At 61.9% G+C, this 23,473-nt stretch carries 19 protein-coding genes and 1 pseudogene; 10 read left to right on the forward strand and 10 right to left on the reverse strand.

The features are described 5' to 3' along the window. Window positions 1–49: 49 nt before the first annotated feature. On the forward strand, window positions 50–1,345 hold the full coding sequence (locus AC1D1N_RS23465) for a Mur ligase family protein (protein ID WP_477351359.1): 1,296 nt from the start codon (window positions 50–52) through the stop codon (window positions 1,343–1,345). A 48-nt stretch (window positions 1,346–1,393) separates the two neighbouring features. Here AC1D1N_RS23465 and AC1D1N_RS23470 read toward each other — a convergent pair whose 3' ends face one another. From AC1D1N_RS23470 to AC1D1N_RS23495, 6 genes and pseudogenes are all read right to left on the reverse strand, one after another. Continuing rightward, a complete protein-coding gene (locus AC1D1N_RS23470) occupies window positions 1,394–2,275 on the reverse strand; it encodes an SH3 domain-containing protein (protein WP_477351361.1) in 882 nt (293 codons plus the stop codon). Between the two features lie 247 nt (window positions 2,276–2,522). Next, the gene (locus tag AC1D1N_RS23475; RefSeq protein ID WP_477351363.1) at window positions 2,523–3,809 is read right to left on the reverse strand and encodes an NAD(P)/FAD-dependent oxidoreductase; all 1,287 of its coding nucleotides are present in this window, start codon (window positions 3,807–3,809) and stop codon (window positions 2,523–2,525) included. A gap of 83 nt (window positions 3,810–3,892) precedes the next feature. Then, window positions 3,893–4,257: pseudogene (locus AC1D1N_RS23480) on the reverse strand (four helix bundle protein). Between the two features lie 39 nt (window positions 4,258–4,296). Next, window positions 4,297–5,733: a glutamine synthetase family protein gene (locus tag AC1D1N_RS23485; RefSeq protein WP_162712151.1), complete on the reverse strand. Its 1,437-nt coding sequence runs from the start codon at window positions 5,731–5,733 to the stop codon at window positions 4,297–4,299. Between the two features lie 102 nt (window positions 5,734–5,835). Then, entirely contained in the window at window positions 5,836–6,654 is an 819-nt protein-coding gene (locus tag AC1D1N_RS23490; RefSeq protein WP_477351365.1) for an ATP-grasp fold amidoligase family protein, read from the reverse strand. Between the two features lie 152 nt (window positions 6,655–6,806). Continuing rightward, complete coding sequence (locus AC1D1N_RS23495; RefSeq protein ID WP_477351367.1) at window positions 6,807–7,631, reverse strand: hypothetical protein; 825 nt, start codon at window positions 7,629–7,631, stop codon at window positions 6,807–6,809. Between the two features lie 87 nt (window positions 7,632–7,718). Here AC1D1N_RS23495 and AC1D1N_RS23500 point away from each other — a divergent pair, with 87 nt between their 5' ends. Continuing rightward, window positions 7,719–8,435, forward strand: coding sequence for an HAD family hydrolase (locus tag AC1D1N_RS23500; RefSeq protein WP_477351369.1), 717 nt, complete (start codon window positions 7,719–7,721; stop codon window positions 8,433–8,435). Window positions 8,436–8,475: 40 nt separating this feature from the next. On the opposite strand, the gene AC1D1N_RS23505 is transcribed toward AC1D1N_RS23500, so the two are convergent. From AC1D1N_RS23505 to aceA, 3 genes are all read right to left on the reverse strand, one after another. Then, entirely contained in the window at window positions 8,476–8,937 is a 462-nt protein-coding gene (locus AC1D1N_RS23505) for a response regulator (protein WP_477351371.1), read from the reverse strand. Window positions 8,938–9,211: 274 nt separating this feature from the next. Beyond that, window positions 9,212–9,454, reverse strand: a complete 243-nt coding sequence (locus AC1D1N_RS23510) for an SMc00767 family acetate metabolism repressor (RefSeq protein WP_006202762.1) — start codon at window positions 9,452–9,454, stop codon at window positions 9,212–9,214. A gap of 54 nt (window positions 9,455–9,508) precedes the next feature. Next, window positions 9,509–10,798 carry an isocitrate lyase gene (gene aceA, locus AC1D1N_RS23515; protein WP_477351373.1) on the reverse strand — a complete coding sequence of 430 codons (1,290 nt, stop codon included), beginning with the start codon at window positions 10,796–10,798 and terminating at the stop codon, window positions 9,509–9,511. Window positions 10,799–11,045: 247 nt separating this feature from the next. Here aceA and AC1D1N_RS23520 point away from each other — a divergent pair, with 247 nt between their 5' ends. The 7 genes from AC1D1N_RS23520 to AC1D1N_RS23550 all read left to right on the forward strand — a co-directional run bounded on the left by AC1D1N_RS23520 (window position 11,046) and on the right by AC1D1N_RS23550 (window position 19,151). After that, window positions 11,046–12,479: a helix-turn-helix domain-containing protein gene (locus AC1D1N_RS23520; RefSeq protein WP_477351375.1), complete on the forward strand. Its 1,434-nt coding sequence runs from the start codon at window positions 11,046–11,048 to the stop codon at window positions 12,477–12,479. Window positions 12,480–12,629: 150 nt separating this feature from the next. Beyond that, window positions 12,630–13,529, forward strand: a complete 900-nt coding sequence (locus AC1D1N_RS23525; RefSeq protein ID WP_477351377.1) for a DUF2167 domain-containing protein — start codon at window positions 12,630–12,632, stop codon at window positions 13,527–13,529. Between the two features lie 167 nt (window positions 13,530–13,696). Beyond that, on the forward strand, window positions 13,697–14,650 hold the full coding sequence (locus AC1D1N_RS23530) for a DMT family transporter (protein ID WP_477351378.1): 954 nt from the start codon (window positions 13,697–13,699) through the stop codon (window positions 14,648–14,650). Between the two features lie 389 nt (window positions 14,651–15,039). Continuing rightward, window positions 15,040–16,137 carry a polyamine ABC transporter substrate-binding protein gene (locus AC1D1N_RS23535; protein WP_477351380.1) on the forward strand — a complete coding sequence of 366 codons (1,098 nt, stop codon included), beginning with the start codon at window positions 15,040–15,042 and terminating at the stop codon, window positions 16,135–16,137. An 84-nt stretch (window positions 16,138–16,221) separates the two neighbouring features. After that, window positions 16,222–17,361 (forward strand): ABC transporter ATP-binding protein, encoded by a 1,140-nt coding sequence (locus AC1D1N_RS23540; protein ID WP_436258315.1) that lies wholly within the window; start codon window positions 16,222–16,224, stop codon window positions 17,359–17,361. A gap of 9 nt (window positions 17,362–17,370) precedes the next feature. Further along, window positions 17,371–18,336 (forward strand): ABC transporter permease subunit, encoded by a 966-nt coding sequence (locus AC1D1N_RS23545; protein WP_436258316.1) that lies wholly within the window; start codon window positions 17,371–17,373, stop codon window positions 18,334–18,336. Beyond that, entirely contained in the window at window positions 18,333–19,151 is an 819-nt protein-coding gene (locus AC1D1N_RS23550) for an ABC transporter permease subunit (RefSeq protein WP_436258317.1), read from the forward strand. Before AC1D1N_RS23545 ends, AC1D1N_RS23550 begins: the two co-directional genes overlap by 4 nt. A gap of 67 nt (window positions 19,152–19,218) precedes the next feature. On the opposite strand, the gene AC1D1N_RS23555 is transcribed toward AC1D1N_RS23550, so the two are convergent. Further along, on the reverse strand, window positions 19,219–21,072 hold the full coding sequence (locus tag AC1D1N_RS23555) for an AsmA family protein (protein WP_436258318.1): 1,854 nt from the start codon (window positions 21,070–21,072) through the stop codon (window positions 19,219–19,221). A 329-nt stretch (window positions 21,073–21,401) separates the two neighbouring features. On the opposite strand from AC1D1N_RS23555, the gene AC1D1N_RS23560 reads away from it, so the two are divergent. After that, window positions 21,402–23,360 carry an acetoacetate--CoA ligase gene (locus tag AC1D1N_RS23560; protein ID WP_477351383.1) on the forward strand — a complete coding sequence of 653 codons (1,959 nt, stop codon included), beginning with the start codon at window positions 21,402–21,404 and terminating at the stop codon, window positions 23,358–23,360. Window positions 23,361–23,473 lie beyond the last annotated feature (113 nt).

Below are 23,473 nucleotides of genomic sequence, written 5' to 3' on the forward strand. Positions count from 1 at the left end.
CGGGAACTCGGCACGACGCATATAAGGCAGGGCTAAAAACCGGCGGGTTGTGAAACTGGAATTCCTGAAAATTCGCAAGGACTTGGGGTGGGCGCTGCGACGGCTGCAGGCGCGCTGGGTGCGAGCGCGTAACAAGGCGACGTTCATCGGCATTACCGGCAGCTCCGGCAAATCCACATCCACCAGCCTGCTTGCACACATACTGGGCGCGCAAGGCAAGGTGCATCTACAGGCCCAAGGCAACACAATGCCTGCGCTCATTCGAACGCTTTACAAGCGCCTGAGGAGGGCTGGCAAAGTCGATTACGTCGTTTTCGAAGCCGGCGCTTCCGACTTTGGCACGATCAGCGCCATGGCGCAGATGCTGAAGCTGGACGTGGCGGTGGTTACGATGGTCCGGCTGGAGCACTTCGGCAAATTCAGGACTCTGGACGCTGTGGCGGCAGAGAAGCGGGCGCTGGTCGACGCACTCCGACCCGATGGGCTTGCGGTTCTCAATTGCGATGACCCACTGGTGCTCGGTATGGCATCTGGCGCGAAGTGCCGGATTGCGACCTTTGGCCAAGCCGAAAAGGCAGACTACCGCGTGAGTGACGTGTATGCCGCGTATCCGGAATTGCTGCGGTTCACCCTTCATTGGCGCGGTGGCAGCCTGAAAATTCATGCGCCTTTTCCCGGCGGGCAGTTCTGGCTGCCGACTGCAGCCGCGGTGGCCGCCGCCTTGGAACTTGGCGTCTCGCCAGAGAAAATTGCTGGGCAAGTGGCATCGTTTGAACCGTTACCCAACCGCTCCACCGTGCAAGAGGTACAAGCAGGTCCGCAATTCCTGGTCGATACCGCCAAAGCGCCCTGGCATTCGATCAACATTGCCCTGGAGATGATTGCAAAGGCCAAGGCCTCTCGTAAGCGCATTGTGCTTGGGCAGATATCCGACTACGCCGGCTCGTCGAGGAAATACGGCACCGCCTACAAGATCGCGCGCGAAATCGCCGATGAGGTCATCTACACGGGCGACAATGCGCATCGCTCGCGCGCCAGCCAGGCCGACCGCGACAGCGGCCGTTTCATCGAGCTTCGCAGTGCCAAGGAAGTTTCGGATCATATCAAACAGACGGCAGTCCCAGGAGAACTAATTCTGCTGAAAAGTTCGTCCAACCTTCATCTGGAAAGGATCGCGCTCGCCTGGACGCACGATGTGAAATGCTGGATTCCGGCATGCGGCAAGTCAGAAAGCTGCCAAATGTGCGGCCTGTATGAGGTGCCGTTCGAGGAGCACTCGGATTTCCTGGCAAAGCGCAAACTTGCCCGCAGAAGACACCGTTTCAGATGGTTGCTCGGTGGCTGACCAGAATCTGGCGGCTTGGTCCCGGGCAGCCTCGACGACGTCGTTGTCTCACGCCCCGGTCTTGATGTAGCTCTTGTAAATCCAGCCGCGCTTGCCGTTGTAGACGATCTGGCACCATTTCTTGCAGCTCACCACCTGCACCGATGACTTGGCGGGCACGGTTCCCATGGCGGCGGCATTCTTCTTCGGACCGGTGCGCATTGTCACTGTCCTGAGTATGCGTCCGGTGGCATCGGCAGCAGCCACCTTCTGTGGCTGGGCCTTGGCCTGGGCATCATCCGCTGCCGCGGAAGATTGCGCATCCGGCAGTTGCGGCTTCGGTGTCGGGATGGCGGCGGTTTCCGCGCCGTCGGTGTGACCGTCCTTCGCAGCGGCGTCTGGTGCAGCAACCTTGGACAGCTGCGTCGTGGCATCACTCTGTGCCGACGGCTCCTCGTAAGCTGCCGCGTCGGCCGGTTTGGCGGCTGTCTGCTCGGTCGCGGCCTGATCGGACGGCGTGGCTTCAGCGTCGCTGTTCGATTGCGGCGCAGTCCAGCGCGGATCGTTGGCCGCTAGCGCCGGTATCGCGGTCGCCCCAGCAGCCACCGTCGGCGAAACCGCATCGCCCTTACGTGCGGCCTGCGGCGCCGCTACCGCGGCAACTGTGGCCGCAGGGGTGACCGGGGCGATCTTGGTTGTCTTGACCGGGATGGTTGGAACGCTCTGCTGCGAAAGAGGCTGTGTGCTGGCGCTCGCCTGCCGGTCGTTGGCCGGCAATGCCAGCCAAAGCGCGATACCCGCAACGCCAAGCAGCGCTGCGGTGCCGACCGCGGCGATCACCAGATGCGAATTCGTGCGCACCCCCTGCCAGAAGGAGGGCCGCATGTCATAACCGAACTGCATGGCAAAGCGCCGTCGTTCCGGCGCACCGAAACTGAAGGGCTCGTTCACGTTTGCCACCTCCAACATGCGGCCGATGTTCTATCGATCAGCGCCGGAAGGCCGGCATTCGATCGGCATCGGTCCCAAAAACAAGCGGGCAGGCCCGCAAAAGTCCCCGTTCACTCACCCAGAACCGGCACCTTTTACCCGCGATTGTGGCATCAGTGCGCCCCAACCGTGGATTCTGCACCCTTGTTAAGGATTCTGCAATGTGTCGCTCAAGCAACGAATATTACAGACGGAATCGCTTGTTGCTCTAGATTCGATCGCGCAGCGCAAACCAGTTGAGCGCCAGGAACAGCAGCGGCGTGCGAAAGCGTCGACCGCCGGGGAAGGCCGGGATGTTCAAATCCTCGATCAGCTTGAGCCGATCGCGGTTGCCGGCGACGGTTTCGGCATAGAGTTTGCCGAAGAAGTTCGACAGCATGACGCCGTGACCGGAATAGCCGCCGGCCGAGATCACATTGGGCATTACCTCGCGCACGAATGGTTTTCTGGGCACGGTGATGCCGACATAGCCGCCCCAGCCATGCGTGATCTCGACATCCTTCAAGTCGGGATAAAGTTCGGAGATCTGCCGGCGGATATGGATGTGGATGTCCTTAGGGTCGTTGACACCATAGATCTCACGCCCGCCGAACAGCAGGCGCCCATCCTTCGATTTGCGGAAATAGCGCACGACGAAACGCGAATCGTCGACCGCCTCGCCGCCCGGCAGCACTTTCGAGTCCGCCCCGAGTGGAACGGTGGCGCCGATGAACGACCCTATCGGCATGATGTGCGCGGCACTCACCGGCTCGAGCGTGCCGCCATAGGCGTTGACGCCGATCAGGCATTTCTGCGCGGTGATGGTGCCTCTCGGCGTCGTGACCCTGACCTTGCCGCCGCTGGACGTTATGCCGGTCGATGGCGTCTGCTCGAACAGGTGGGCGCCGGCAGCAGTCGCCACCTTTGCCGTGCCGGTCACCAGTTTCATCGGGTGGATGTGTCCTGTGCCGGTGTCGCGGGTGCCGCCGAAGTAGCGTGTGGAGCCCAGTCGTTCGGCCGTTTCCCTGGCATCCATGAAGGCGATGTGCGGATAGTTGAAGCGGCCCGCCATGATCTCGGCATGCGCCTTGTAGTCGTCGACATAGCGCTGCTTGTGCGCCACCGACAACTGACCGGGCATATAGTCGATGTCGATCTGGTTGACGGCGGCGAATTCGAGCAGGTGCGCCTTGGCTTCCTCGGCAAGATCGAACAGCGCCTTGGCGCGGGAGAAGCCGTATTCGGCCTCCATCTCCTCGGCCCAGGCGCGCTGGCCGGTGCCGAGCTGGCCGCCATTGCGCCCGGAGGCGCCGTCGCCGAAGCGATACGCCTCGATCAAGACGACATCGGTCCCGGCTTTGGCCAGATGTGCTGCCGCAGAAAGGCCGGTAAACCCACCGCCGACAATGACGACGTCGCATTGGCGATCACCGTCTAGCGAAGGGTACTCGGGCCGTGGCCCAGCTGTATCCTCATACCAGGAGCGGCCGGGAGAAATGGGGGATTGGTAAGGCATGATGCTCGCTAGGGCAGTAGGGCAGTAGGGCAGTAGGGCAGTAGGGCAGTAGGGCAGTAGGGCAGTAGGGCAGTAGGGTGGGGCTATTCCGGAGACAATTTGCGGATCAGAAGTCGCAAGAGCGTTCCGACGCTCTCGCTGGTGGTCATCAAAGCGTTGACAGCTTCGTGCGAGGCGATCCCGACACGTTGCGCAATCAAAAGATGCGTCTCCAATTCCTTGAGGGAGCCTTGGGCAATTCTGAGAAATTGCTGATAGGAAGCCCGGCTCTCTCGACCGTAGCCCTCGGCGATGTTGGCGGGAACGGAGGTCGCCGCACGGCGTACCTGACCTGCCCGTAGCGCTCATCCTTTGGCCAGGCTCTGGTTGTTTCGTAGATTGAAACCGCCAAATCCATAGCCTGCTGCCAGACAATCAAATCCCGGTACGATTCAATCTTGGCTGCCATCCTCGCCCTACTGCCCTACTGCCTTACTCCCCTATTCCCCTAAACATTCAGCAACAAATACTCCCGCTCCCACGGGCTGATCACTTCCATGAAGGTCTCGAATTCCGCCCGCTTGATCGCCGCATAGGTGGCGGCGAAGGACTTGCCCAGGAGGGCGCACAATTCCTCGTCGCCTTCGAACAGGTCGACGGCCTCGAGCAGGCCACGTGGCAGGTCGATCTCGTCTGCATTGGCGGTGGTGAGCACCGGAGGCTCGGCCTTGATCTTGTTGGTCATGCCGATCAGCCCGCAGGCAAGCGACGCCGCCAGCGCCAGATAGGGATTGGCGTCGGAAGACGGGATGCGGTTTTCGACACGTCGCGCCGCCGGGTCCGAGCGCGGCACGCGGAACGCCGTGGTGCGGTTGTCATAGCCCCATTTGTTGTTGACCGGCGCCGAGGCCGACTGCGTCAGCCGGCGGTAGGAATTGACATAGGGCGCGAACATCACCAGTGCATTCGGCACATGCTTCTGCATGCCGCCGATGAAATGGAAGAAGTCGTCGGTTTCCGAGCCGTCTTCGGCCGAAAAGATGTTCTGTCCGGTCTTCTTGTCGATGATCGACTGGTGGATGTGCATGGCCGAGCCAGGCTGGCCCTGGATGGGCTTCGCCATGAAAGTGGCATAGATTTCGTGCTTGAGCGCCGCCTCGCGGATGGTGCGCTTGAACATGAACACCTGGTCGGCAAGCTCGATCGGGTCGCCGTGGCGCAGATTGATCTCGAGCTGGCCGGCGCCCTCCTCGTGGATCAGCGTGTCGATCTCCAGGCCCTGGCTTTCGGAGAAATGGTAGATGTCGTCGATCAGCTCGTCGAACTCGTTGACGCCGGCGATCGAATAGCCGGCGCCGCCGCCGATGGCCCGTCCCGAACGCCCGACCGGCGGCGTCAGCGGATAGTCCGGATCGGGGTTCTTGCGCACCAGGTAGAATTCGATCTCGGGCGCCACCACCGGCTTCAGCCCGCGCTTGTCATAGGCAGCCAGCACGCGCTTCAGCACGTTGCGCGGCGTGAACTCGACCGAGCGGCCGTCCTGGTGGACGAGGTCGCAGATGACAGCTGCCGTCGGGTCTTCTTCCCACGGCACCACGGTCAGGGTCGACAGATCCGGCATCAGCTTCAGATCGCCATCGTCTTCCGGATAGTGGAAACCGTTACCATCCTCGGGATAGCCGCCCGAAATCGTCGTCATGAACACTGCCGAAGGCAGCGCCAGCGAGGTGTTGGAGGTGAATTTCTTCGACGGCATCATCTTGCCGCGGGCGACGCCAGCCTGATCGGGTGTGATGCATTCTATGTCTTCGATGCCGCGCCATTCCAGCCAGGCGCTGACTTCCTTCCAGTTCTTCACGCCGCGTTGGTTTTTCACGAAGGCAGGCGTGCGGACGCGTCCTCCGCGGCTCGACGGACGGACTTCCTTTTTTGCAGGCGGCATCATTCACCAGATTGGGTTGCGGATTTTGGAGTATAGCCGGGGCGGGTGATGGAAGGGAAGGGGAGGCCACCCGATAGGTTGTGCCAGCAACGGGATGGACTTCGGCTAGAAGGGTTTGCCGGGCAGCGCGTTCGTATCCAGCCATCGATGCAAAGCGCCGGCATAGAGCCTGCGCCATCCGGTCTGCGGTGCGGTCAGAAACCAGGATTGGCGCAAATCCCAACTGTCGCTGCACAAATCTCTGAGCCGGGTGTTGATGATGCCTTTGCCGGACAGCGGATAGACGGAGAATTCCGAAAAGAAGACGACGCCGTTGAGGTCGTAGAAATCGCAACGCATGTGATCGAACGGCGCTGTCAGTTTCTCCGCGATTTCAAGCATGCGCGGGAAGGATGCAGGCAGGTCAATCTTCACCCATTGGGGGCCGCTTCCCGGCGGCGGCGGTGCATAGTTACCGTCACGGTCGAAATGACATTTTTGTTCGTTGCCTTGCTCGTCCCGTCGTGCGGCATAGACATAGGCGGTCGTCCCGCTAGACACGTGGAACTTGTATTCCAGGCGGATCGGCTCACCGTTCTCGATCAGCATCTCTTCCACAAGGATGCGCCTGGTGGCGTCACTGTAGCCCCATTCGCCGAATTTCCTGCCATAGCGGCGGCGCATCCAGCGAGCGGTACGCCGGCGCAGCTTGGCTCTGTCCACAACGCCATTGCGGATCATCATGTTCCAGCGGCAGCCGTGATTGGCTTTCACGACGACATTGCCGGCAAACAGCTCTGCCGGAATCTTTGTGGCGTCGGCCCCAGACCATAGGACCTCAGCAGTCCTGAGTTCTGGACAGGTGGACAAAGCGTAGGTTTTCGAAGCGAGCTTGTCGCAAGCCGTCGTGAAAAACGGATTGTGGTCGAAAAGCTTTCGCCACAAGAACTTGTCCGCATAGGAAGCGGGTCTCGCCGGATCCGGCAACACGCCACTATGGTCGAATGTGCGTTTGCAAATCATGGGATGGCGCACCAGGCACCATGCCCGCGCCAAGGCGAGGATCACTCGATCGCTCGTTCCAAGAGCCGGCACGATCAGCCCAACTGCCGGGTGGAAGATGAACCGCCTCGTCGGGCGACGAACACGTCTCTCGTCATGTTTCGCGAAATGCTCGTGCGGCCAATGACCTCAAGCCGGGGGTCAAGTGTGCGTTCCGCATTTTCAGCCCAAAGCCTGCCTAGCGAAACTGGCTCCCACAACACGATCTGCACAGTGTCTGGCGCGGTATCGGCTATACGAGACACGACGGCTGCCTTGGGCGAAACCATGCTCGCGACATAGACAACCTCAGCGTCGCTGTAATCATAATCGCACCCGTCGCAAAGCTCGGCCCGCATGCGCATATAGCCGAGCTTGGCCGCGAGCCTGTTTGCCGTTTCGACGGCTTCGGGCACGATGTCGAGGCCGATGATCTCAGGGACCGTTGTCTGATCGTGAATACGGAACATGGTGAATGGTCGCCCGCCGCAGCCGACCATGACAGCGAGGCGGCAATTATCGAAATCGACATGATCGAAGACTTCGTCGAGGCGGTTATAGGCATCCTTTGACGATAGCACGCCTATGCTTGTTTTCCCTGCCGCGATCCGTCCGAACGATGCCGGACCATCCAGATCCTGATCCAGCATCTGCCTGATCTCGGCGGTGTCCTGCGCCTGCACCATCTTGCCGAATGCGGCGGTAAGCGCCGGTCGGTACGAGAAGAGTTCCGGGTGGGCGTCAAGCAATCCTTCGCCGGCATCGTGTCCCATGGCGATACCGAGATCTCGGATGGCATTGATGAGCTCGGTCGGATTATGACCTTGCGAGGACCCCAGAATCCGCTCCAGCCTATCCTTCCAGACGCTCGGTTCCGTCATATTGCCCAACCCATAACCCTTGCCTTAGCTAGCAGCGCCCGGCGACAACGTCTACACCACGACATTCACGCAAACGGGCAGTCGACCATGCAGCCTCGCAAACGTCTGACAACCATCGGCTTCGATGCCGACGACACGCTGTGGCAGAACGAGCAGTTCTTCCGCATGACCGAAAAGCGCTTTGCGGCATTGCTCGCCGATCATGGCGAGGTCGAGCACATCTCGGCGCGGCTGCTCGAAGCCGAAAAGCGCAACCTTGCCGTTTACGGCTTCGGTATCAAGGGGTTCACCTTGTCGATGATCGAGACGGCGATCGAGGTGACCGAGGGCCGTGTGCCGGCCTCGACCATCGCCGAAATCCTGGCTGCCGGCCGCGACATGCTGGGACATCCCGTCGAGGCGCTGCCGCATGCGCGCGAGACCGTGGAAAGGCTCGCCGGCGCCTATCATCTGGTGCTGATCACCAAGGGCGATCTCTTCGACCAGGAACGCAAGCTGGAAGCCTCCGGTCTCGGCGACCTGTTCGACGCCGTCGAGATCGTCAGCGACAAGAGCGCCGCCACCTATGCCCGGATATTCAGTCGCCATGGCGGTAGCCCGCAGAACAGCATGATGGTCGGCAATTCGCTGAAGTCCGACATTGTGCCGGCCATCGAGGCCGGCAGCTGGGGCGTCCACGTGCCGCACGAACTGACCTGGGTGCTGGAGCACGTCGAGCCGCCGGTCGAAGCTCCCCGCTTCCGCTCGATTGCCGATCTTGGTGAACTGCCGGCTTTGATCGAAAGCATCGACAGGAAAGGTTGACCGCCTTACCTCGTTTCAGACAGTGAGGCGCGGAGTGCGATCAGCCGCGCCCGAGACCGATCAGCCGGTCGATCACCGGCTGCAGCCTTTCGGTGGTGATCGGCTTGGTCACCACCACATCGACCACGCTGGACAGGCCGAGGCTTTCGGGCGTGCCGGTCTTGGTTGAAAGCAGGATCACCGAGGGAAGCGACCGGCCCGACGCTCGCCGCAAGGCATCGATGGCCGACATCAGCGCGTCGCAATCCTTGTTGTCGGCGCCGCCATCGAGAACGACGGCGCCCGGAATGAGGGTGCGCAGTGTCTTGGTCGCCATTTCGAGTGACTCGGAGATCGGCCTCAGCCCGGACTTCTCGACGATCTTCGACACCACCACCCGGTTGATCGGCGATTTTCCGACGACCAGCACGTGGGAGAAATCCGTTGATATCTCGGAGTTCGCATCCCTGCTTGTCGACTTCAGATGTTTGGCGGTGTCGGTCTCGCGATTCACAGGGCACATGGGCGTTGCGGGCTCGGCGCTGCTTCAATGCAGGGTTGAAATACGGGAGCCAATTGGCGCGAGATCGCGCGCCATGTCAAGCTGAAATGGCGGAGCCGGGAAATATAGCCAGAAATATTAAACCGCGAAACCAAGGTCTGTTTTCAGACTGTAGTTAAGTTCGCGCCCAGAAGCGAAAGTCACCCGCGCTGAAAACGCGCGGGTGACGTTGAAATCAGCCAGTGCATGACCGTGTCAGAAGGTTCCGCAAGCACAAAACTTCCGTAAGGGAAGATCATCCGTGACTCTGCTGCGTGACGATCACCGGGATCAGCAGGTCACCCCAATTGCCGTCGCCGCCATGGTGCCGGGCCGAGCGCACCAGTTCCACCGAGACGCCCGCCTCGACTGCCTTCATCACCGATTGATTGAGCCTGTGCAGGTCGTTGGCCAGCATGCGGATGGTCGCCTGCTGGTCGACGCTCATGGTGGTGGACTGCTCTTCTGCACGTTCCTTGACACGGCTTATCGATGCCATTTTTCTTCTCCTATGTCCCTTGCCCTGTTGGGCGTTTCCTCTGGTTGTTTGCTGTTATTCCGCTGCCGGCTTGAACTGGGCATGCTCGGTCGATTCATGCATGGCGGTGGTCGATGACTGGCCGCCGCTGATCGCCATGGACACCGCATCGAAATAGCCGGTGCCGACCTCGCGCTGGTGCTTGGTCGCGGTGTAGCCATGGACTTCGGCCGCGAACTCGGCTTCCTGCAGCTCGGAATAGGCCGCCATCTGCCGCGCTTTGTAGCCGCGGGCCAGCTCGAACATGCCGAAATTGAGCTGGTGGAAACCGGCCAGCGTGATGAACTGGAACTTGTAGCCCATGGCGCCTAGCTCGCGCTGGAACTTGGCGATCGTCGCGTCGTCGAGGTTCTTCTTCCAGTTGAACGATGGCGAGCAATTATAGGCGAGCAGCTTGCCAGGGTGATGCCTGCGCACGCCCTCGGCGAACTTCTTGGCCTGCGCCAGATCGGGCTTCGAGGTTTCGCACCAGATCAGGTCGGCATGCGGCGCATAGGCAATGGCGCGCGCGATGCATGGTTCGATGCCGTTCCTGACCTGGTAGAAGCCTTCGACCGTGCGGCCGGCATCGTAGTCGACGAAGGGCTGGTCGCGCCCGTCAATGTCCGAGGTCAACAGTTTTGCCGCTTCCGCGTCGGTGCGCGCCACGACCAGCGTCGGCGTGCCCATCACGTCGGCCGCAAGGCGCGCCGCATTGAGGTTGCGGATATGCGCTGCGGTCGGGATCAACACCTTGCCGCCGAGATGGCCGCACTTCTTTTCCGAGGCCAGCTGATCCTCATAGTGGACGCCGGCGGCGCCCGCCTCGATGAACGCCTTCATGATCTCGAAGGCGTTGAGCGGGCCGCCGAACCCGGCCTCCGCATCGGCGACGATCGGCGCGAACCAGGTATCGACCGACAGGCCGTTGCCTTCCGAGGTCTCGATCTGGTCGGCGCGCTGCAGCGTGCGGTTGATGCGCTTGACCAGTTCCGGCGCCGCATTGGCGGGATAAAGCGACTGGTCCGGATACATGGCCGACGCGGTGTTGGCGTCGGCGGCGACCTGCCAGCCAGAGAGGTAGATCGCCTTCAGCCCGGCGCGCACCTGCTGCATCGCCTGGTTGCCCGACATGGCGCCGAGCGCGTTGACGAAGTCTTCCTCGTGGATGAGCTTCCACAGCCGGTTGGCGCCCATTTCGGCAAGGCTCTGGCGGATCTGGACCGAGCCGCGCAGCCGCTTCACATCGTCCGGCGAGTAAGGCCGTTCGATGCCGTCGAAGCGGCCTTCGGGCGCGGATGGGACGAGATTGTAAAAATCGGTCATTTTTCACTCCAGATCAATCGATGTCAGTGTCAGCAACGCCACGCTCTCGGAAATTTGCGCCGTCGGTGTGTGACATCATTTACATTGCGGCGCGAAGAGAGCCTAGAGAAACCGCGATATCTCGCAGAAAATAAAAGAAAACCTGTGTTGTGTTTGACGGGCGAGCGCTGTAAATTTGTCACGATTGTAAAAACCGATGCGCGCTCATGGCGCGCAAGCGGTGTAAAATTCCTGTCAAGGACAGCCGATGGCCGACCAGAAGATCTTTGCGGGACCGCGCATCCGCCGCATCCGCCTCGCCAAGGGCCTGACCCAGACGGCGATGGCCGAAGGCCTCGGCATCTCGCCCTCCTATCTCAATCTTATCGAGCGCAACCAGCGGCCGCTGACGGTGCAGCTGATCCTGAAACTGGCCTCGGTCTACAAGGTCGACCCGCATGAGCTGCAGGGCGAGGCGAGGGGGTCGATCTCGGCCTTGAAGGAGGTGTTCGGCGACCCGCTGCTTGCCGGCGAATTGCCGGGCGACCAGGAGCTGATCGAGCTCGCCGAGGCTGCGCCCAACGCGTCGGCCGCGATGATAAAGCTGTTTCGCGCCTATCGCGAGCAGGCCGAGCGGCTGTCCGATCTCAACGAGCTGCTGGCGCGCGAGGGCAGGGCAACAGCACTTTCCGGCGCACGGCTGCCGATCGACGAGGTGCACGAGATTTTCGAACGCCGGCCGAACCATTTTGCAGCACTCGAGGAAGAGGCCGAGGCCTTCACCTCCGTGCTCGACCCGGGCGATGATCTGTTCGGCGCGCTAAAGGCCTGGCTGAAGCGCGAATACGGCATCGTCGTCAAGGTGTTGCCGGTCGCCACCATGCCGAACTGGCGCCGCCGCTATGACCGCCATTCGCAGCGCCTGTTCCTGTCCGAACGGTTGTCGCCTTTCGACCAGTTGCGCGAGGTCGCCATGGAGGCCTGCCTGATCCGCATGACCGTCGCAGTCGCCGGCGAAATCCAGGCGCTGAAGCTCGGCACCGATGAAGCCCGCCGGCTCGCCCGCTTCGAACTCGGCCGCTACGCCGCCCATGCCTTGATGATGCCGTACCAGTCGTTCCATGGCGCTGCCGTCCGCGCCCGCTATGACATTGATGTGTTGCGCTCACGCTTCGGCGTTTCCTTCGAGCAGGCGGCCAACCGTCTGACCATGCTGCAGCGTCCCGGCGCGTCCGGTGTGCCGTTCTTCATGCTCGAGGTCGACAATGCCGGCAACCGCTTCCGCAAGGCGGGCGGTCAAGGCTTTCCACAGAGCCGTTTTGGCGGCGGCTGTCCGAAACTGCCTGTGCATGCCGCCTTTGCACTGCCTGGCCAGATCCTGGTGGAGGCTGTGGAAATGCCTGACGGCGCCGAGTTCCTCTGCATCGCCCGCACGCTCGAGGGGCCGCAAGGCTCGTTCTCGGAGCGCCCGCGCCGTACCGCGCTGCTGTTGGGCTGCGACATCGGCTTTCGCGACGAGATCGTCTATGGCGCGGGGCTGCCGGCGTCGGCAAAGACCGGACAGGGCGCCGCCACGGCGATCGGCCCAGCTTGCCGGCTGTGCGAACGCATCGGCTGTCTCGCCCGCGCCGAGCCGCCGGTGACCCGCCCGCTCGGCCTCGACGAGATGGTGACGGGCTTGAGCGCCTTCGACTTTCAGTGATGCTTGTCGAGGTTGTGGGTCCTCGAAGAGGCGCCTGCACATTAGCGACGAGAAATATAGATCCTGTCCCAGCCGAGGCGATCGAAATATTGATTAAGCATCGGCGCTGCGGTATCGAAATGTGAGGGCAGCCAAGGGGGGATGGCTTATATGGACAGGAAAGTTTTGTGGCTTGGCGTGGCGCTTGCCTTTTCGGCAGGGCCTGCTCTGGCGGAAAAATCCTCTGAATTCTTCAAGGGCTATCAACAGTATAGCGACGACGGCAAGGCATTCCTGGACAAGATCAATCCGAAGACCGGCGCGGTCGACCTTCCGGAAGGCATCCATCTCGATCTCAAGGACAAGTTCTACTTTCTGGACAAGAAGGATGCGACATCCGTTCTGACCGAGGCCTGGGGCAACCCGCCTGATACCGCCTCTGAAGCGATCGGCATGATTTTCCCGGCCAAGTATGAACCCATCGCCGGCAACGGTTGGGGCATCGAGCTGCGCTATGAAAAGATTGGCCATGTCGATGACAGCGACGCCGCCGCCATCGACTACGCCGAACTGCTGAGCAGCATGCAGGCGGACACTTTGTCGGCCAACGATCAGCGGGTGAAGGTCGGCTATCAGCCGATCAAGCTGATCGGCTGGGCTTCGCCCCCTGTCTATGATTTCGTCCACAAGCGGCTGCACTGGGCAAAGGAGCTGCAGTTCGGCGACGATACCGTCCACACGCTCAATTACGATGTCCGTTTCCTCGGCCGGGAAGGTGTCTTCGTGATGAGCTACATCGCCACGGTGGAGCAATTGCCGGAAATCAAGCAGAGCCTGGATGAAGTGCTCGGCGTTGCCGACTTCAACACCGGCAAGAAATACACCGACTTCCTGCCAGGCACCGACACCGTCGCCGCAGTCGGCATTGGCGGCCTCATCGCCGGCAAACTGGCGGCCAAGGCAGGGCTCATTGCGGTCGCGCTGATCGCGCTGAAGAAGTTCGGCATTCTCCTGTTGGTTCCGCTGGCCGGTCTCTGGCGCTTCATCCGCGGCAACAAAACCACGTCGTAGGCGCCATCGACTTTTTTGACTAAATGCCGCCGGCTGGCAGGCGGTGCGCCAAAGGGAATGCCGGGCTGGATCACGTCCGGCCGTAGCCTTTGCGCTAGGCGAATGCGGCACGTTTCTGTCGTCCATTGTGCATCATGCCATTCCGAGATAGCCGACAGTCGCAGCCCATGACCGACACCGCGTCAATGCCGATAATTGCTTCGCCGACCGTGTCGCCGCGCGACGAGCGCATCGGCTTCCTGCTGGTATTCCTGTCGGCGCTGATGTGGAGCTTTGGCGGCACCATTGCCCGTTTCATCGACACCAGCGACAGCTGGACGGTGGTGTTCTGGCGCTCGCTGTGGGCGGCTGCGTTCCTGATTTGCTTCATGGCCTGGCGCGACGGCTGGCGCGGCGTGCCGCGGCTGTTTCGCGACATGGGCCTGCCCGGCCTTGCCGTGGCCGTGTGCTTCGCCACTGCCTCGACCTGCTTCGTTGTCGCGCTCGCCTACACCACGGTCGCCAATATCCTGTTGATGCAGGCCGGTGTGCCGCTGCTGGCGGCATTGCTTGCCTGGGTGCTGTTTCGCGAACGCGTCGCCGTCGCGACCTGGGTGGCGATCGCCGCCGTCATCGCCGGCGTCGCCATCATGGTGTCGGAATCGCTCGACGGCGCCGTATCGCCGATCGGCGACGGCCTGGCGCTGTTGATCGCCATCATGTTCTCGATTGCCACCGTCATCACCCGTCGCTTCGCCCATGTCCGCATGACACCGGCGACCTGCCTCGGCACGATGCTGGCAGCGGCGTTTGCCGCGTCGCAAGCCACGCAGTTCGCGGTTTCCACCCACGACATGGCTTTCCTGTTTGCCTTCGGCGTCGTCAATCTCGGCCTTGGCCTTGCTTTCTTCGCCACCGGCGCCCGGCTGGTCCCGGCGGCCATCGCGGCACTGCTCGGCACGTTCGAGCCGATCCTTGGCCCGATCTGGGTCTGGCTCGTCCATGCCGAGGTGCCCTCGGTGCGCACCATCATCGGCGGCGCGGTCGTGGTTGCCGCGCTGCTCGTCCATATCGGGCTTGAATTCAAGCGCCAGGCGCGGCCGGCGCGGCCCGGCGTCACCGGCCTGCCTTCCCCGAATTGACCCGCCTTTCCCCTAATTGAGGGAGCCGCACGCCTTAATTGACCGGGCGTCTCCCGCGCGGGCCATTGACAACCTTGCTGCCACACGGGCAGGCTGGGGGCACGGCAACAACAAGACAGGCTTATCTTGCCAAGTGTCCCCGCCGGTCGGACCAAGACCGGATCACAGCGTCGTATCCCTGCCCGCGCCACGGCGAAAGCCTCTGACGGCGTCGGCGTACCCGCCAGGCGGGAACACAGAGCCATCATCTGCCGCTTGTCGAACCGCCCGAATGGCGCCGGCAGTTCACGCTTGTGGCTGCCCGGAAAGCTCAATACTCTGAAGCAAATGCCCAATCGCGCTGGAACAGCGACGAATTGGCGAAGGAACACTCATCAAAGGAGAACAGCATGATCCGCAAAGCGCTCTGGCTTTCGGCAACCTCGGCATTTCTGACGCTTTTTACCGTCGGTGGCCATGCCGAGGACCGCGTCGTCAATGTCTTCAACTGGTCGGATTATATCGACAGCTCGATCATCGACGACTTCACCAAGGAAACCGGCATCAAGGTCGTCTACGACACCTTCGATTCCAACGAGATCCTCGAGACCAAGCTGCTTGCCGGCGGCAGCGGCTATGACGTCGTCGTGCCCAGCGGCAACTTCTTGGCGCGCCAGATCCAGGCCGGCGTGTTCCAGAAGCTCAACAAGTCGAAGCTGCCGAACATTTCCAACATGTGGGACACGGTTTTGGAGCGGACCGCCAAATACGATCCGGGCAATGAATATTCGGTCAACTACATGTGGGGCACGGTCGGCATCGGCTACAATCTCAAGAAAGTGCAGGCGGCGCTCGGCACCGACAAGATCGACAGCTGGGATGTGTTCTTCAATCCCGACAGCCTGGCCAAGCTGAAGGACTGCGGCGTCTATGTGCTGGACTCGCCGGCCGACATCATCCCGGCGGCACTGAAATATCTCGGCCTCGATCCCAACAGCACCTCGCCCGACGACATCGCCAAGGCCGAGGAAACCTTGCTGAAGGTGCGGCCATATATCCGCAAATTCCATTCGTCCGAATACATCAACGCGCTCGCCAATGGCGATATCTGCCTGGCGGTCGGCTGGTCGGGTGACGTCTTCCAGGCGCGCAACCGCGCCGTGGAGGCCAAGCAGGGCGTCGAGATCGGCTATTCCGTGCCCAAGGAAGGCGCGCAGATGTGGTTCGACCAGATGGCGATCCCTGCCGATGCGCCGCATGTCGCCGAGGCACTCGAATTCCTCAACTACATGATGAGGCCGGAAGTGATCGCCAAATCGTCCAACTATGTGCTGTACGCCAATGGCAACAAGGCTTCGCAGCAGTTCGTCGACAAGGCGCTGCTGGATGATCCGGCGGTCTATCCGGACGCCGAGACCTTGAAAAAACTCTATACGGTCCAGCCCTACGATCCCAAGACGCAGCGCCTGATCACGCGCAGCTGGACCAAGATCGTCACCGGCCAGTAAGCAAATGCGACATGGCCCCGGTAGTCACCTGCCGGGGCCATTCTTCTCTGGGGCAAGAAGCAAAAAAACAGGACGGAGTGGGACATGAAATCGCTTGGCAGCATCCGCAGGGATTTCGCGCCATGGAACGACCCGAACGCCAAGCCATACATTCAATTCGAAAACGTCACCAAAAAGTTCGGTGACTTCACCGCCGTCAACAATTTGTCGCTGACCATCTTCGAGCGCGAGTTCTTCGCCCTGCTCGGCGCGTCCGGCTGCGGAAAGTCGACGCTGCTGCGGATGCTTGCCGGCTTCGAGGAGCCGACCGCCGGCCGCATCCTTCTCGACGGTCAGGATTTGCGCGGCATCCCGCCCTATCGGCGCCCGGTCAACATGATGTTCCAGTCCTATGCGCTGTTCCCGCATATGACGGTGGAAAAGAACATCGCCTTCGGCCTCAAGCAGGAAGGCATGCCGGCGCCAGATATCGAAAAGCGCGTCGCCGAGATGCTGAAGCTGGTCAAGCTCGAGCAGTTCGCCAAGCGCAAGCCGCACCAATTGTCCGGCGGCCAGCGCCAGCGCGTCGCGCTCGCCCGCTCGGTTGCGAAGCGGCCGAAAGTGTTGCTGCTCGACGAGCCGCTCGGCGCACTCGACAAGAAGCTGCGCGAGGAAACGCAGTTCGAGCTGATGGATCTGCAGCAAAATCTCGGCCTCACCTTTGTTGTTGTCACCCACGACCAGGAAGAGGCGATGACGATGGCCGACCGTATCGCCATCATCGACAAGGGCGAGGTCATGCAGGTGGCGACGCCGGCGGAAGTCTATGAGGCGCCCAGCTCGCGCTTCGTCGCCCACTTTGTCGGCAATGTGAACATGTTCGAGGGCAAGGTCGCCGAGCGGGCGGCAAATACAACACGCATCACCGGCGCGACAGGGGCCCAGATCGTCGTCGAAAACAGCACCGATACCGCAGCTGGTTCCAACATCGTCTTCGCCATCAGGCCGGAGAAGATCAAGGTAACGTCGAAGAAGCCGGCGGACGCCGTCAATGCGCTGGAGGGCGAAGTCTACGACGTCGCCTATCTCGGCGACATGACCGTTTACCACATCAGGCTGGATGACGGGCAGATCATCAGGGCAAGCGCGCTCAACGCGGCGCGCGTCACCGAGGATCCGCTGACCTGGAACGACCGCGCCTGGGTCTCCTTTCGGCCGGATGCCGGCGTCGTGCTGACACGGTAGGGGGCGGCCATGTCCAACATCGCCATCACGGACGGCGGCCCATCAACAGCGGCCAAACCATTGCTGACGCGGCTCGGCGCCGGCTTCGTCAGCCGGCTCGTCATCATCGTTCCCTATCTCTGGCTGCTGTTCTTCTTCTTCATCCCGTTCATCATCGTCTTCAAGATTTCGCTGTCGCAATCGGCGATCGCTATGCCGCCCTACACGCCGGTGCTCGACTTCACGGACGGCATTTCCGGTTTCTTCGCCGGCTTCCGCGATCTCAACTTCGACAATTATGTCTGGCTGACGCAGGACGCGCTTTACTTCAAAGCCTATGTCACCAGCGTCATCATCGCTGCAGTCTCGACAATCCTGACCTTGCTCGTCGGCTTCCCCATCGCCTATGGCATGGCGCGCGCGCCGGCGACGATCCGCCCGACCTTGCTGATGCTGGTGATCCTGCCGTTCTGGACCTCATTCCTGATCCGAGTCTACGCCTGGATCGGCATCCTCAAACCTGAAGGGTTGCTCAATCAGCTGCTGCTGTCGCTGCACATCATCAATCAGCCACTGATCATCCTCAACACCTACACGGCGATCTTCATCGGCATCGTCTATTCGTACCTGCCATTCATGGTGCTGCCGCTCTATTCGTCGCTGGAGAAGATGGATTATTCGCTGATCGAGGCAGCCAAGGACCTCGGCTGTCCGCCGACCGCCGCCTTCTGGAAGATCACCTTCCCGCTGTCGCTGCCCGGCGTCATTGCCGGTTGCCTGCTGGTGTTCATCCCGGCGGTCGGCGAGTTCGTCATTCCCGACCTGCTCGGCGGCTCGCAGACGCTGATGATCGGCAAGACATTGTGGAACGAGTTTTTCGCCAACCGTGACTGGCCGGTGTCGTCGGCCGTCGCCGTCATCCTGCTGCTGCTCTTGATCGTGCCGATCATGATGTTCCAACAGGCCCAGGCACGCGCCCAGGAGCAGGATAAATGAACGCCACCTGGAGCCGCTTCAACGTCACCTCGGTCGTGCTGGGCTTTGCCTTCCTCTATCTGCCGATCGTGCTGCTCGTCGTCTTCTCGTTCAACGAATCGAAGCTGGTCACGGTCTGGGGCGGCTTCTCGACCAAATGGTATGTCTCGCTGTTCCACAATCAGGGCCTGATGGACGCCACCTGGGTGACCGCGCGTGTGGCTGTCATCTCCGCCACGCTGGCAACCGTGCTCGGCACGCTGGCGGCGCTGACGTTGACCCGCTACACCCGCTTCAGGGGCCGCATCCTGTTTTCCGGCATGGTGTTTGCGCCGCTGGTCATGCCGGAAGTCATCACCGGCCTGTCGCTGCTTCTGCTCTTCGTTGCCGTCGGTCTCGACCGCGGGTTCCTCACCGTCACGCTTGCTCACATCACGCTGACCATGTGTTTCGTCGCGGTGGTCGTGCAGTCGCGTTTGGTCTCGTTCGACCGGTCGCTGGAAGAGGCCGCGATGGATCTCGGCGCAACGCCGGTGAAGACCTTCTTCCAGATCACGCTGCCGGTCATCATGCCGGCTATCGTGTCCGGCTGGATGCTGGCCTTTACCCTCTCGCTCGACGATCTGGTCATCGCCAGTTTCACCTCTGGCCCCGGCGCCACCACGCTGCCGATGAAGATCTACAGCCAGGTGCGTCTCGGCGTGACGCCGGAGATCAATGCCGCCTGCACCATCCTGATCGCCGTCGTGGCGGTAGGCGTTGTCATCGCCTCGGTCGCCAACAAACGGCGTGAGGTGCAGCGTCAGCTCGACGAACAGACCGCGCAGCGCGGCTGATCCCGAGCAATTCCGTTCGGAATTGCGTCAAACAAACAGGGCACGGCAGCCCCCCGCGAGGGGCTGCCTATTCGCCTGAGATGCCGCGGCTGATCGGCGAGATGAACGGTGTGCTCCAGGTGCCGCCGACGAAGAAAGACGACTGGTTGGGGCCCTGCTGGCCATTGGCGGGCGCTGCCGCCGGATCGGCCTGGGTGATACCGCCCGACAGCGCCAGCCCGCGTCCGCCATAGGACGCGATGCCGGACAGCCAGATCTTGTATTTCGCCGAATTGGCCTCGGCCTTGTCCAGCCGCGCCACGCCCTTCGAGATGGTGGCCTTGAGCTCGGCGCCGTCGATCGGCAGCGTCCCGTCCGAGACATCGTCGAGCGCGAAGAAGCCGCCCTGTTCGGTGTGCTTCAGAAACGCCGGCAAATTGAGCCCGCTCAGTGCGCCCGGCCCGAACGTCGCCGAGACCGAGCCGTCAGCGTTCTCGAAGATCGAGTCCCACGATTTCCCCGGCCCTTTGAGGATAACCGAGACCGAGCCGGTGCTGGCCGGCACCAATCGAGTCATGCCGGCAGCCGTGCCGAAAGCGGCGCCGTCAATGTCGGAGGCGAGCAGCCGGATCTCGACCTGCGAACCCTCCGGCTTGCGGTCGAAGCGCAGGCTGCTCTGAACGTTGCCGCCAAAGGCCGACGCATCGGAGATATCGAAGACGGCAAGCCCGTTCTTGACCTGTGCGGTGGCGGCGACGTCGGCAAGCTGGATTGCGCCGGCCGAGGCATGCGCCGCCGATAGCCTCAGATCCAGATTGACGCGGTCGGCAAAGCTGGTGTCGATTTCCCCGGGGCCGGTTTCGCCGGTGGGCGCCAGCGGCGTGAAGGCGGAGAACAGCGACCTGAGATCGAGCGTATCGAAGGCGAGCGTGCCGGAAATCACCGGCAAGGCGTCGCCGAACGAGAAGTCCAGCGCCCCCATTCCCGGGTTGTTGTCGAGCGCGACCGCCGTGTTTTCGAACTTGATGCGGCCGGCCGTCGCCGTGATCTTGCTCGAAATCGACACCGAGCCGATTGCGGCGCCCGGTGCAATTCCGGCCTGCGACCATTCCAGCACGCGCCGCAGCGACGGTGCGGCGAATTTCACCTGGCCGTCGAAATAGGCGTTTTGCGACATCCCGGCCGTGCCGTCGAATGAGAAGCTGGCAGGGGCCGCCTTGAACGAAAAGGTGATTGGCGCAGCACCGCCGGCAAACAACACCAGCGGCTTGGCCGAGGACGCATCGACGGTGACGCTTTCGCCGCGCCAGATGCCGGTCGCCGACAAGGTCGCATTGCTGTTCATCGCCGCCCAGCTAGCCTGGCCGCTGAGGCTGGTCAGCAATTCGACGTCCTTGCCGCCGATGGAGGCGACCATGCGGCCGTCCCTGAACTCCACGGTGCCGAACGGATCGGTCGGCAACTTGCTCAGATCAGGCTTCGCCGGATCGGCGCTGACCACGCCGCGCGCGGTGTCGATGGAGCGCGTGATGCGCCCTCCGGTCGGCATGGCGGGCAGAAACATGCCGTTTGCGGTGCGCTGGACCCGGATCGTCGGCCGCACCAGCCGCGCCGTCGAAAACACCACATCGCCCTGCAGCGCCGCCATGGCTGAAAGGTCGACCTCGACCCGCTCGGCTTCGATCACCGGCGGCGCGTCGGTCTCGGTCCACTGCGAGAGCGTGACGTCGCTCAATATGGCGCGGAAGTTCGGCCACACCTCGATACGTGGGGAACCGTCAATGGTGACCCTGAAACCGCTCCATGCGCTCATCTCCCAGGCGATGCGGTCGCGCACGATCCGGGTCGAGGCAATCAGCGGCAGGGCGGCGACGACCAGCGCGATGACGAGCACGGCAACGCCGATCGCCCATATTCCGTGCCGGATCAAAGGTGATGGCATATCGCCCCGTATGCTTTCATTCCGACAAAAATCGCCCGACGGGTGTAACCCAGCGCTGACGCATTTCAAGTCTTTATGGCCCGGCGATGGCAATTGCGCACACCTGGCCGAGTTTAGCTGAACAAAATCTTGCTCTGCTGCATGGCGATAGGCATAAGCGATGCAGCTTCAGCCTGCTACGAGGCGCGGCGTTTTTGGGACAGCGGCGCCTGTAAAGCTGGGGCTAATGCATGTCGCCCGGAAGTGTGCAGCGGTTCCGGGACAGCGACATGCATAGAAACAAAAGCATATCAGTCTTGCGACGCGACCGGCTTCAAGGAGGATCGATCATGGCTGCCGAAGCACCGCTCTGGACCCCGACGCAAGACCGGATCGATGCAGCGCCGCTGACCGCCTTCATGAAGGCGGCGGCAGCCAAAACCGGCGCATCCTTCGCCTCCTACGCCGAGCTGCACCGCTGGTCGGTCGAGGATCGCGAAGCCTTCTGGAGCCTGCTGTGGGACTTTTGCGGCATTGTCGGCGACAAGGGCGAGACCGTGCTTGTCGATGGCGACAAGATGCCCGGCGCATCGTTCTTCCCCGATGCGACGCTCAACTTCGCCGAGAACCTGCTGAAAAAGACCGGTTCCGGTGCGGCAATCGTCTTTCGCGGCGAGGACAAGATCGAGCGGCGGCTGTCGTGGAACGAACTGCACCAGCTGACCTCGCGCTTTCAGCAGCTTTTCCTGTCGCTCAAGGTGAAAAAGGGCGACCGTATCGCGGCGATGATGCCCAACATGCCGGAAACCGTCGCCGCCATGCTGGCCGCCGCCTCGATTGGCGCGGTCTGGTCGTCCTGCTCTCCCGATTTCGGCGAACAGGGCGTGCTTGACCGTTTCGGCCAGATCGAACCCGTCGTCTTCATCGCGCCGGACGGCTACTGGTACAATGGCAAGGCAATCGAGGTTGCCGACAAGATCGCTGCCGTTGCCACGAAGCTCGAAACCGTCGGCAAGGTGCTGATCGTCGACTATCTCGGCACGTCGCGCGATATCGCAGGGATTATCGACAAGGCCGTGGCGCTGGAAGAGGCGCTGTCGCCTTTTGCGGCAAAGTCCGTCACATTCGAGCGCCTGCCGTTTGCGCATCCGCTCTACATCCTGTTTTCGTCGGGAACGACCGGCATTCCCAAATGCATCGTCCATTCGGCCGGTGGCACGCTGATCCAGCATGTCAAGGAACACCGGCTGCATGCCGGCCTCGTCGAAGGCGACCGCTTCTTCTACTTCACCACCTGCGGCTGGATGATGTGGAACTGGCTGGTGTCGGGCCTGGCGTCAGCCGCGACGCTGCTGCTCTATGACGGCTCGCCCTTCTACCCTGACGGCAATGTGCTGTTCAGCTTCGCCGATGCCGAGAAGATGACCTTCTTCGGCACCTCGGCCAAATTCATCGATTCCGTGCGCAAGGCCGGCCTCAAGCCGATCCGCAGCCATGATCTGTCGACCGTGCGGGCGATCTCCTCCACCGGCTCGCCGCTGTCGCCCGAGGACTTTCGCTTTGTCTATGACGGGATCAAGGAGGACGTGCACCTTGCCTCGGTCTCCGGCGGCACCGACATCGTCTCCTGCTTCGTTCTGGGCGTCCCGACGCAAGCTGTCTGGACCGGCGAGATCCAGGGACCCGGCCTCGGCCTTGCCGTCGATGTCTGGGATGATGACGGCCAGCCGATTCGCGAGGAGAAAGGCGAACTGGTCTGCACAAAAGCGTTTCCGTCGATGCCGATCGGTTTCTGGAATGACCCCGAGGGCAAGAAATACCAGGCCGCCTATTTCGAGCGCTTCGACAACGTCTGGTGCCATGGCGACTTCGCCGAATGGACGGCGCATGGCGGCATGATCATCCATGGCCGCTCCGACGCGACGCTCAATCCGGGCGGGGTGCGCATCGGCACGGCGGAGATCTACAACCAGGTCGAACAGATGCCGGAAATCCTCGAAGCGCTGTGCATCGGCCAGGATTTCGACAATGACGTGCGCGTCGTGCTGTTCGTGCGGCTGGCCGCCGGCGTGACGCTGGACGAGGATCTGGAAAAGCGCATCCGGGCGAAGATCCGCACCGGCGCCAGCCCGCGCCACGTGCCGGCAAAGATCGTTGCCGTCTCAGACATTCCGCGCACCAAATCGGGCAAGATCACTGAGCTTGCGGTGCGCGACGTGGTCCACGGCCGCGCCATCAAGAACAAGGAGGCGCTGGCCAATCCGGAGGCGCTGGAGCTGTTCAGGAACTTGCCGCAGCTGGCGGAGTGACCGCCGCCGGCATGGTTAACGAGATATGTCGGTCGAATTTACCTAGATTTCACGAGTGGTACACATTCGTAAATTTTTTGGGCGGCCGGTAAGGAGTTGTTAAGGCCCGGCGT

The organism is Mesorhizobium sp. P2_B5 (assembly GCF_056404775.1).

What these genes read in the sequence shown, in the direction of transcription:
- AC1D1N_RS23505 (WP_477351371.1), bottom strand. Translation starts at nt 8,937, where the DNA reads ATGTGCCCTGTGAATCGCGAGACCGACACCGCCAAACATCTGAAGTCG.
- AC1D1N_RS23560 (WP_477351383.1), top strand. Translation starts at nt 21,402, where the DNA reads ATGGCTGCCGAAGCACCGCTCTGGACCCCGACGCAAGACCGGATCGAT.
- AC1D1N_RS23520 (WP_477351375.1), top strand. Translation starts at nt 11,046, where the DNA reads ATGGCCGACCAGAAGATCTTTGCGGGACCGCGCATCCGCCGCATCCGC.
- AC1D1N_RS23550 (WP_436258317.1), top strand. Translation starts at nt 18,333, where the DNA reads ATGAACGCCACCTGGAGCCGCTTCAACGTCACCTCGGTCGTGCTGGGC.
- AC1D1N_RS23475 (WP_477351363.1), bottom strand. Translation starts at nt 3,809, where the DNA reads ATGCCTTACCAATCCCCCATTTCTCCCGGCCGCTCCTGGTATGAGGAT.
- AC1D1N_RS23510 (WP_006202762.1), bottom strand. Translation starts at nt 9,454, where the DNA reads ATGGCATCGATAAGCCGTGTCAAGGAACGTGCAGAAGAGCAGTCCACC.
- AC1D1N_RS23525 (WP_477351377.1), top strand. Translation starts at nt 12,630, where the DNA reads ATGGACAGGAAAGTTTTGTGGCTTGGCGTGGCGCTTGCCTTTTCGGCA.
- AC1D1N_RS23485 (WP_162712151.1), bottom strand. Translation starts at nt 5,733, where the DNA reads ATGATGCCGCCTGCAAAAAAGGAAGTCCGTCCGTCGAGCCGCGGAGGA.
- AC1D1N_RS23545 (WP_436258316.1), top strand. Translation starts at nt 17,371, where the DNA reads ATGTCCAACATCGCCATCACGGACGGCGGCCCATCAACAGCGGCCAAA.
- AC1D1N_RS23540 (WP_436258315.1), top strand. Translation starts at nt 16,222, where the DNA reads ATGAAATCGCTTGGCAGCATCCGCAGGGATTTCGCGCCATGGAACGAC.
- aceA (WP_477351373.1), bottom strand. Translation starts at nt 10,798, where the DNA reads ATGACCGATTTTTACAATCTCGTCCCATCCGCGCCCGAAGGCCGCTTC.
- AC1D1N_RS23530 (WP_477351378.1), top strand. Translation starts at nt 13,697, where the DNA reads ATGACCGACACCGCGTCAATGCCGATAATTGCTTCGCCGACCGTGTCG.
- AC1D1N_RS23495 (WP_477351367.1), bottom strand. Translation starts at nt 7,631, where the DNA reads ATGACGGAACCGAGCGTCTGGAAGGATAGGCTGGAGCGGATTCTGGGG.
- AC1D1N_RS23535 (WP_477351380.1), top strand. Translation starts at nt 15,040, where the DNA reads ATGATCCGCAAAGCGCTCTGGCTTTCGGCAACCTCGGCATTTCTGACG.
- AC1D1N_RS23500 (WP_477351369.1), top strand. Translation starts at nt 7,719, where the DNA reads ATGCAGCCTCGCAAACGTCTGACAACCATCGGCTTCGATGCCGACGAC.
- AC1D1N_RS23555 (WP_436258318.1), bottom strand. Translation starts at nt 21,072, where the DNA reads ATGCCATCACCTTTGATCCGGCACGGAATATGGGCGATCGGCGTTGCC.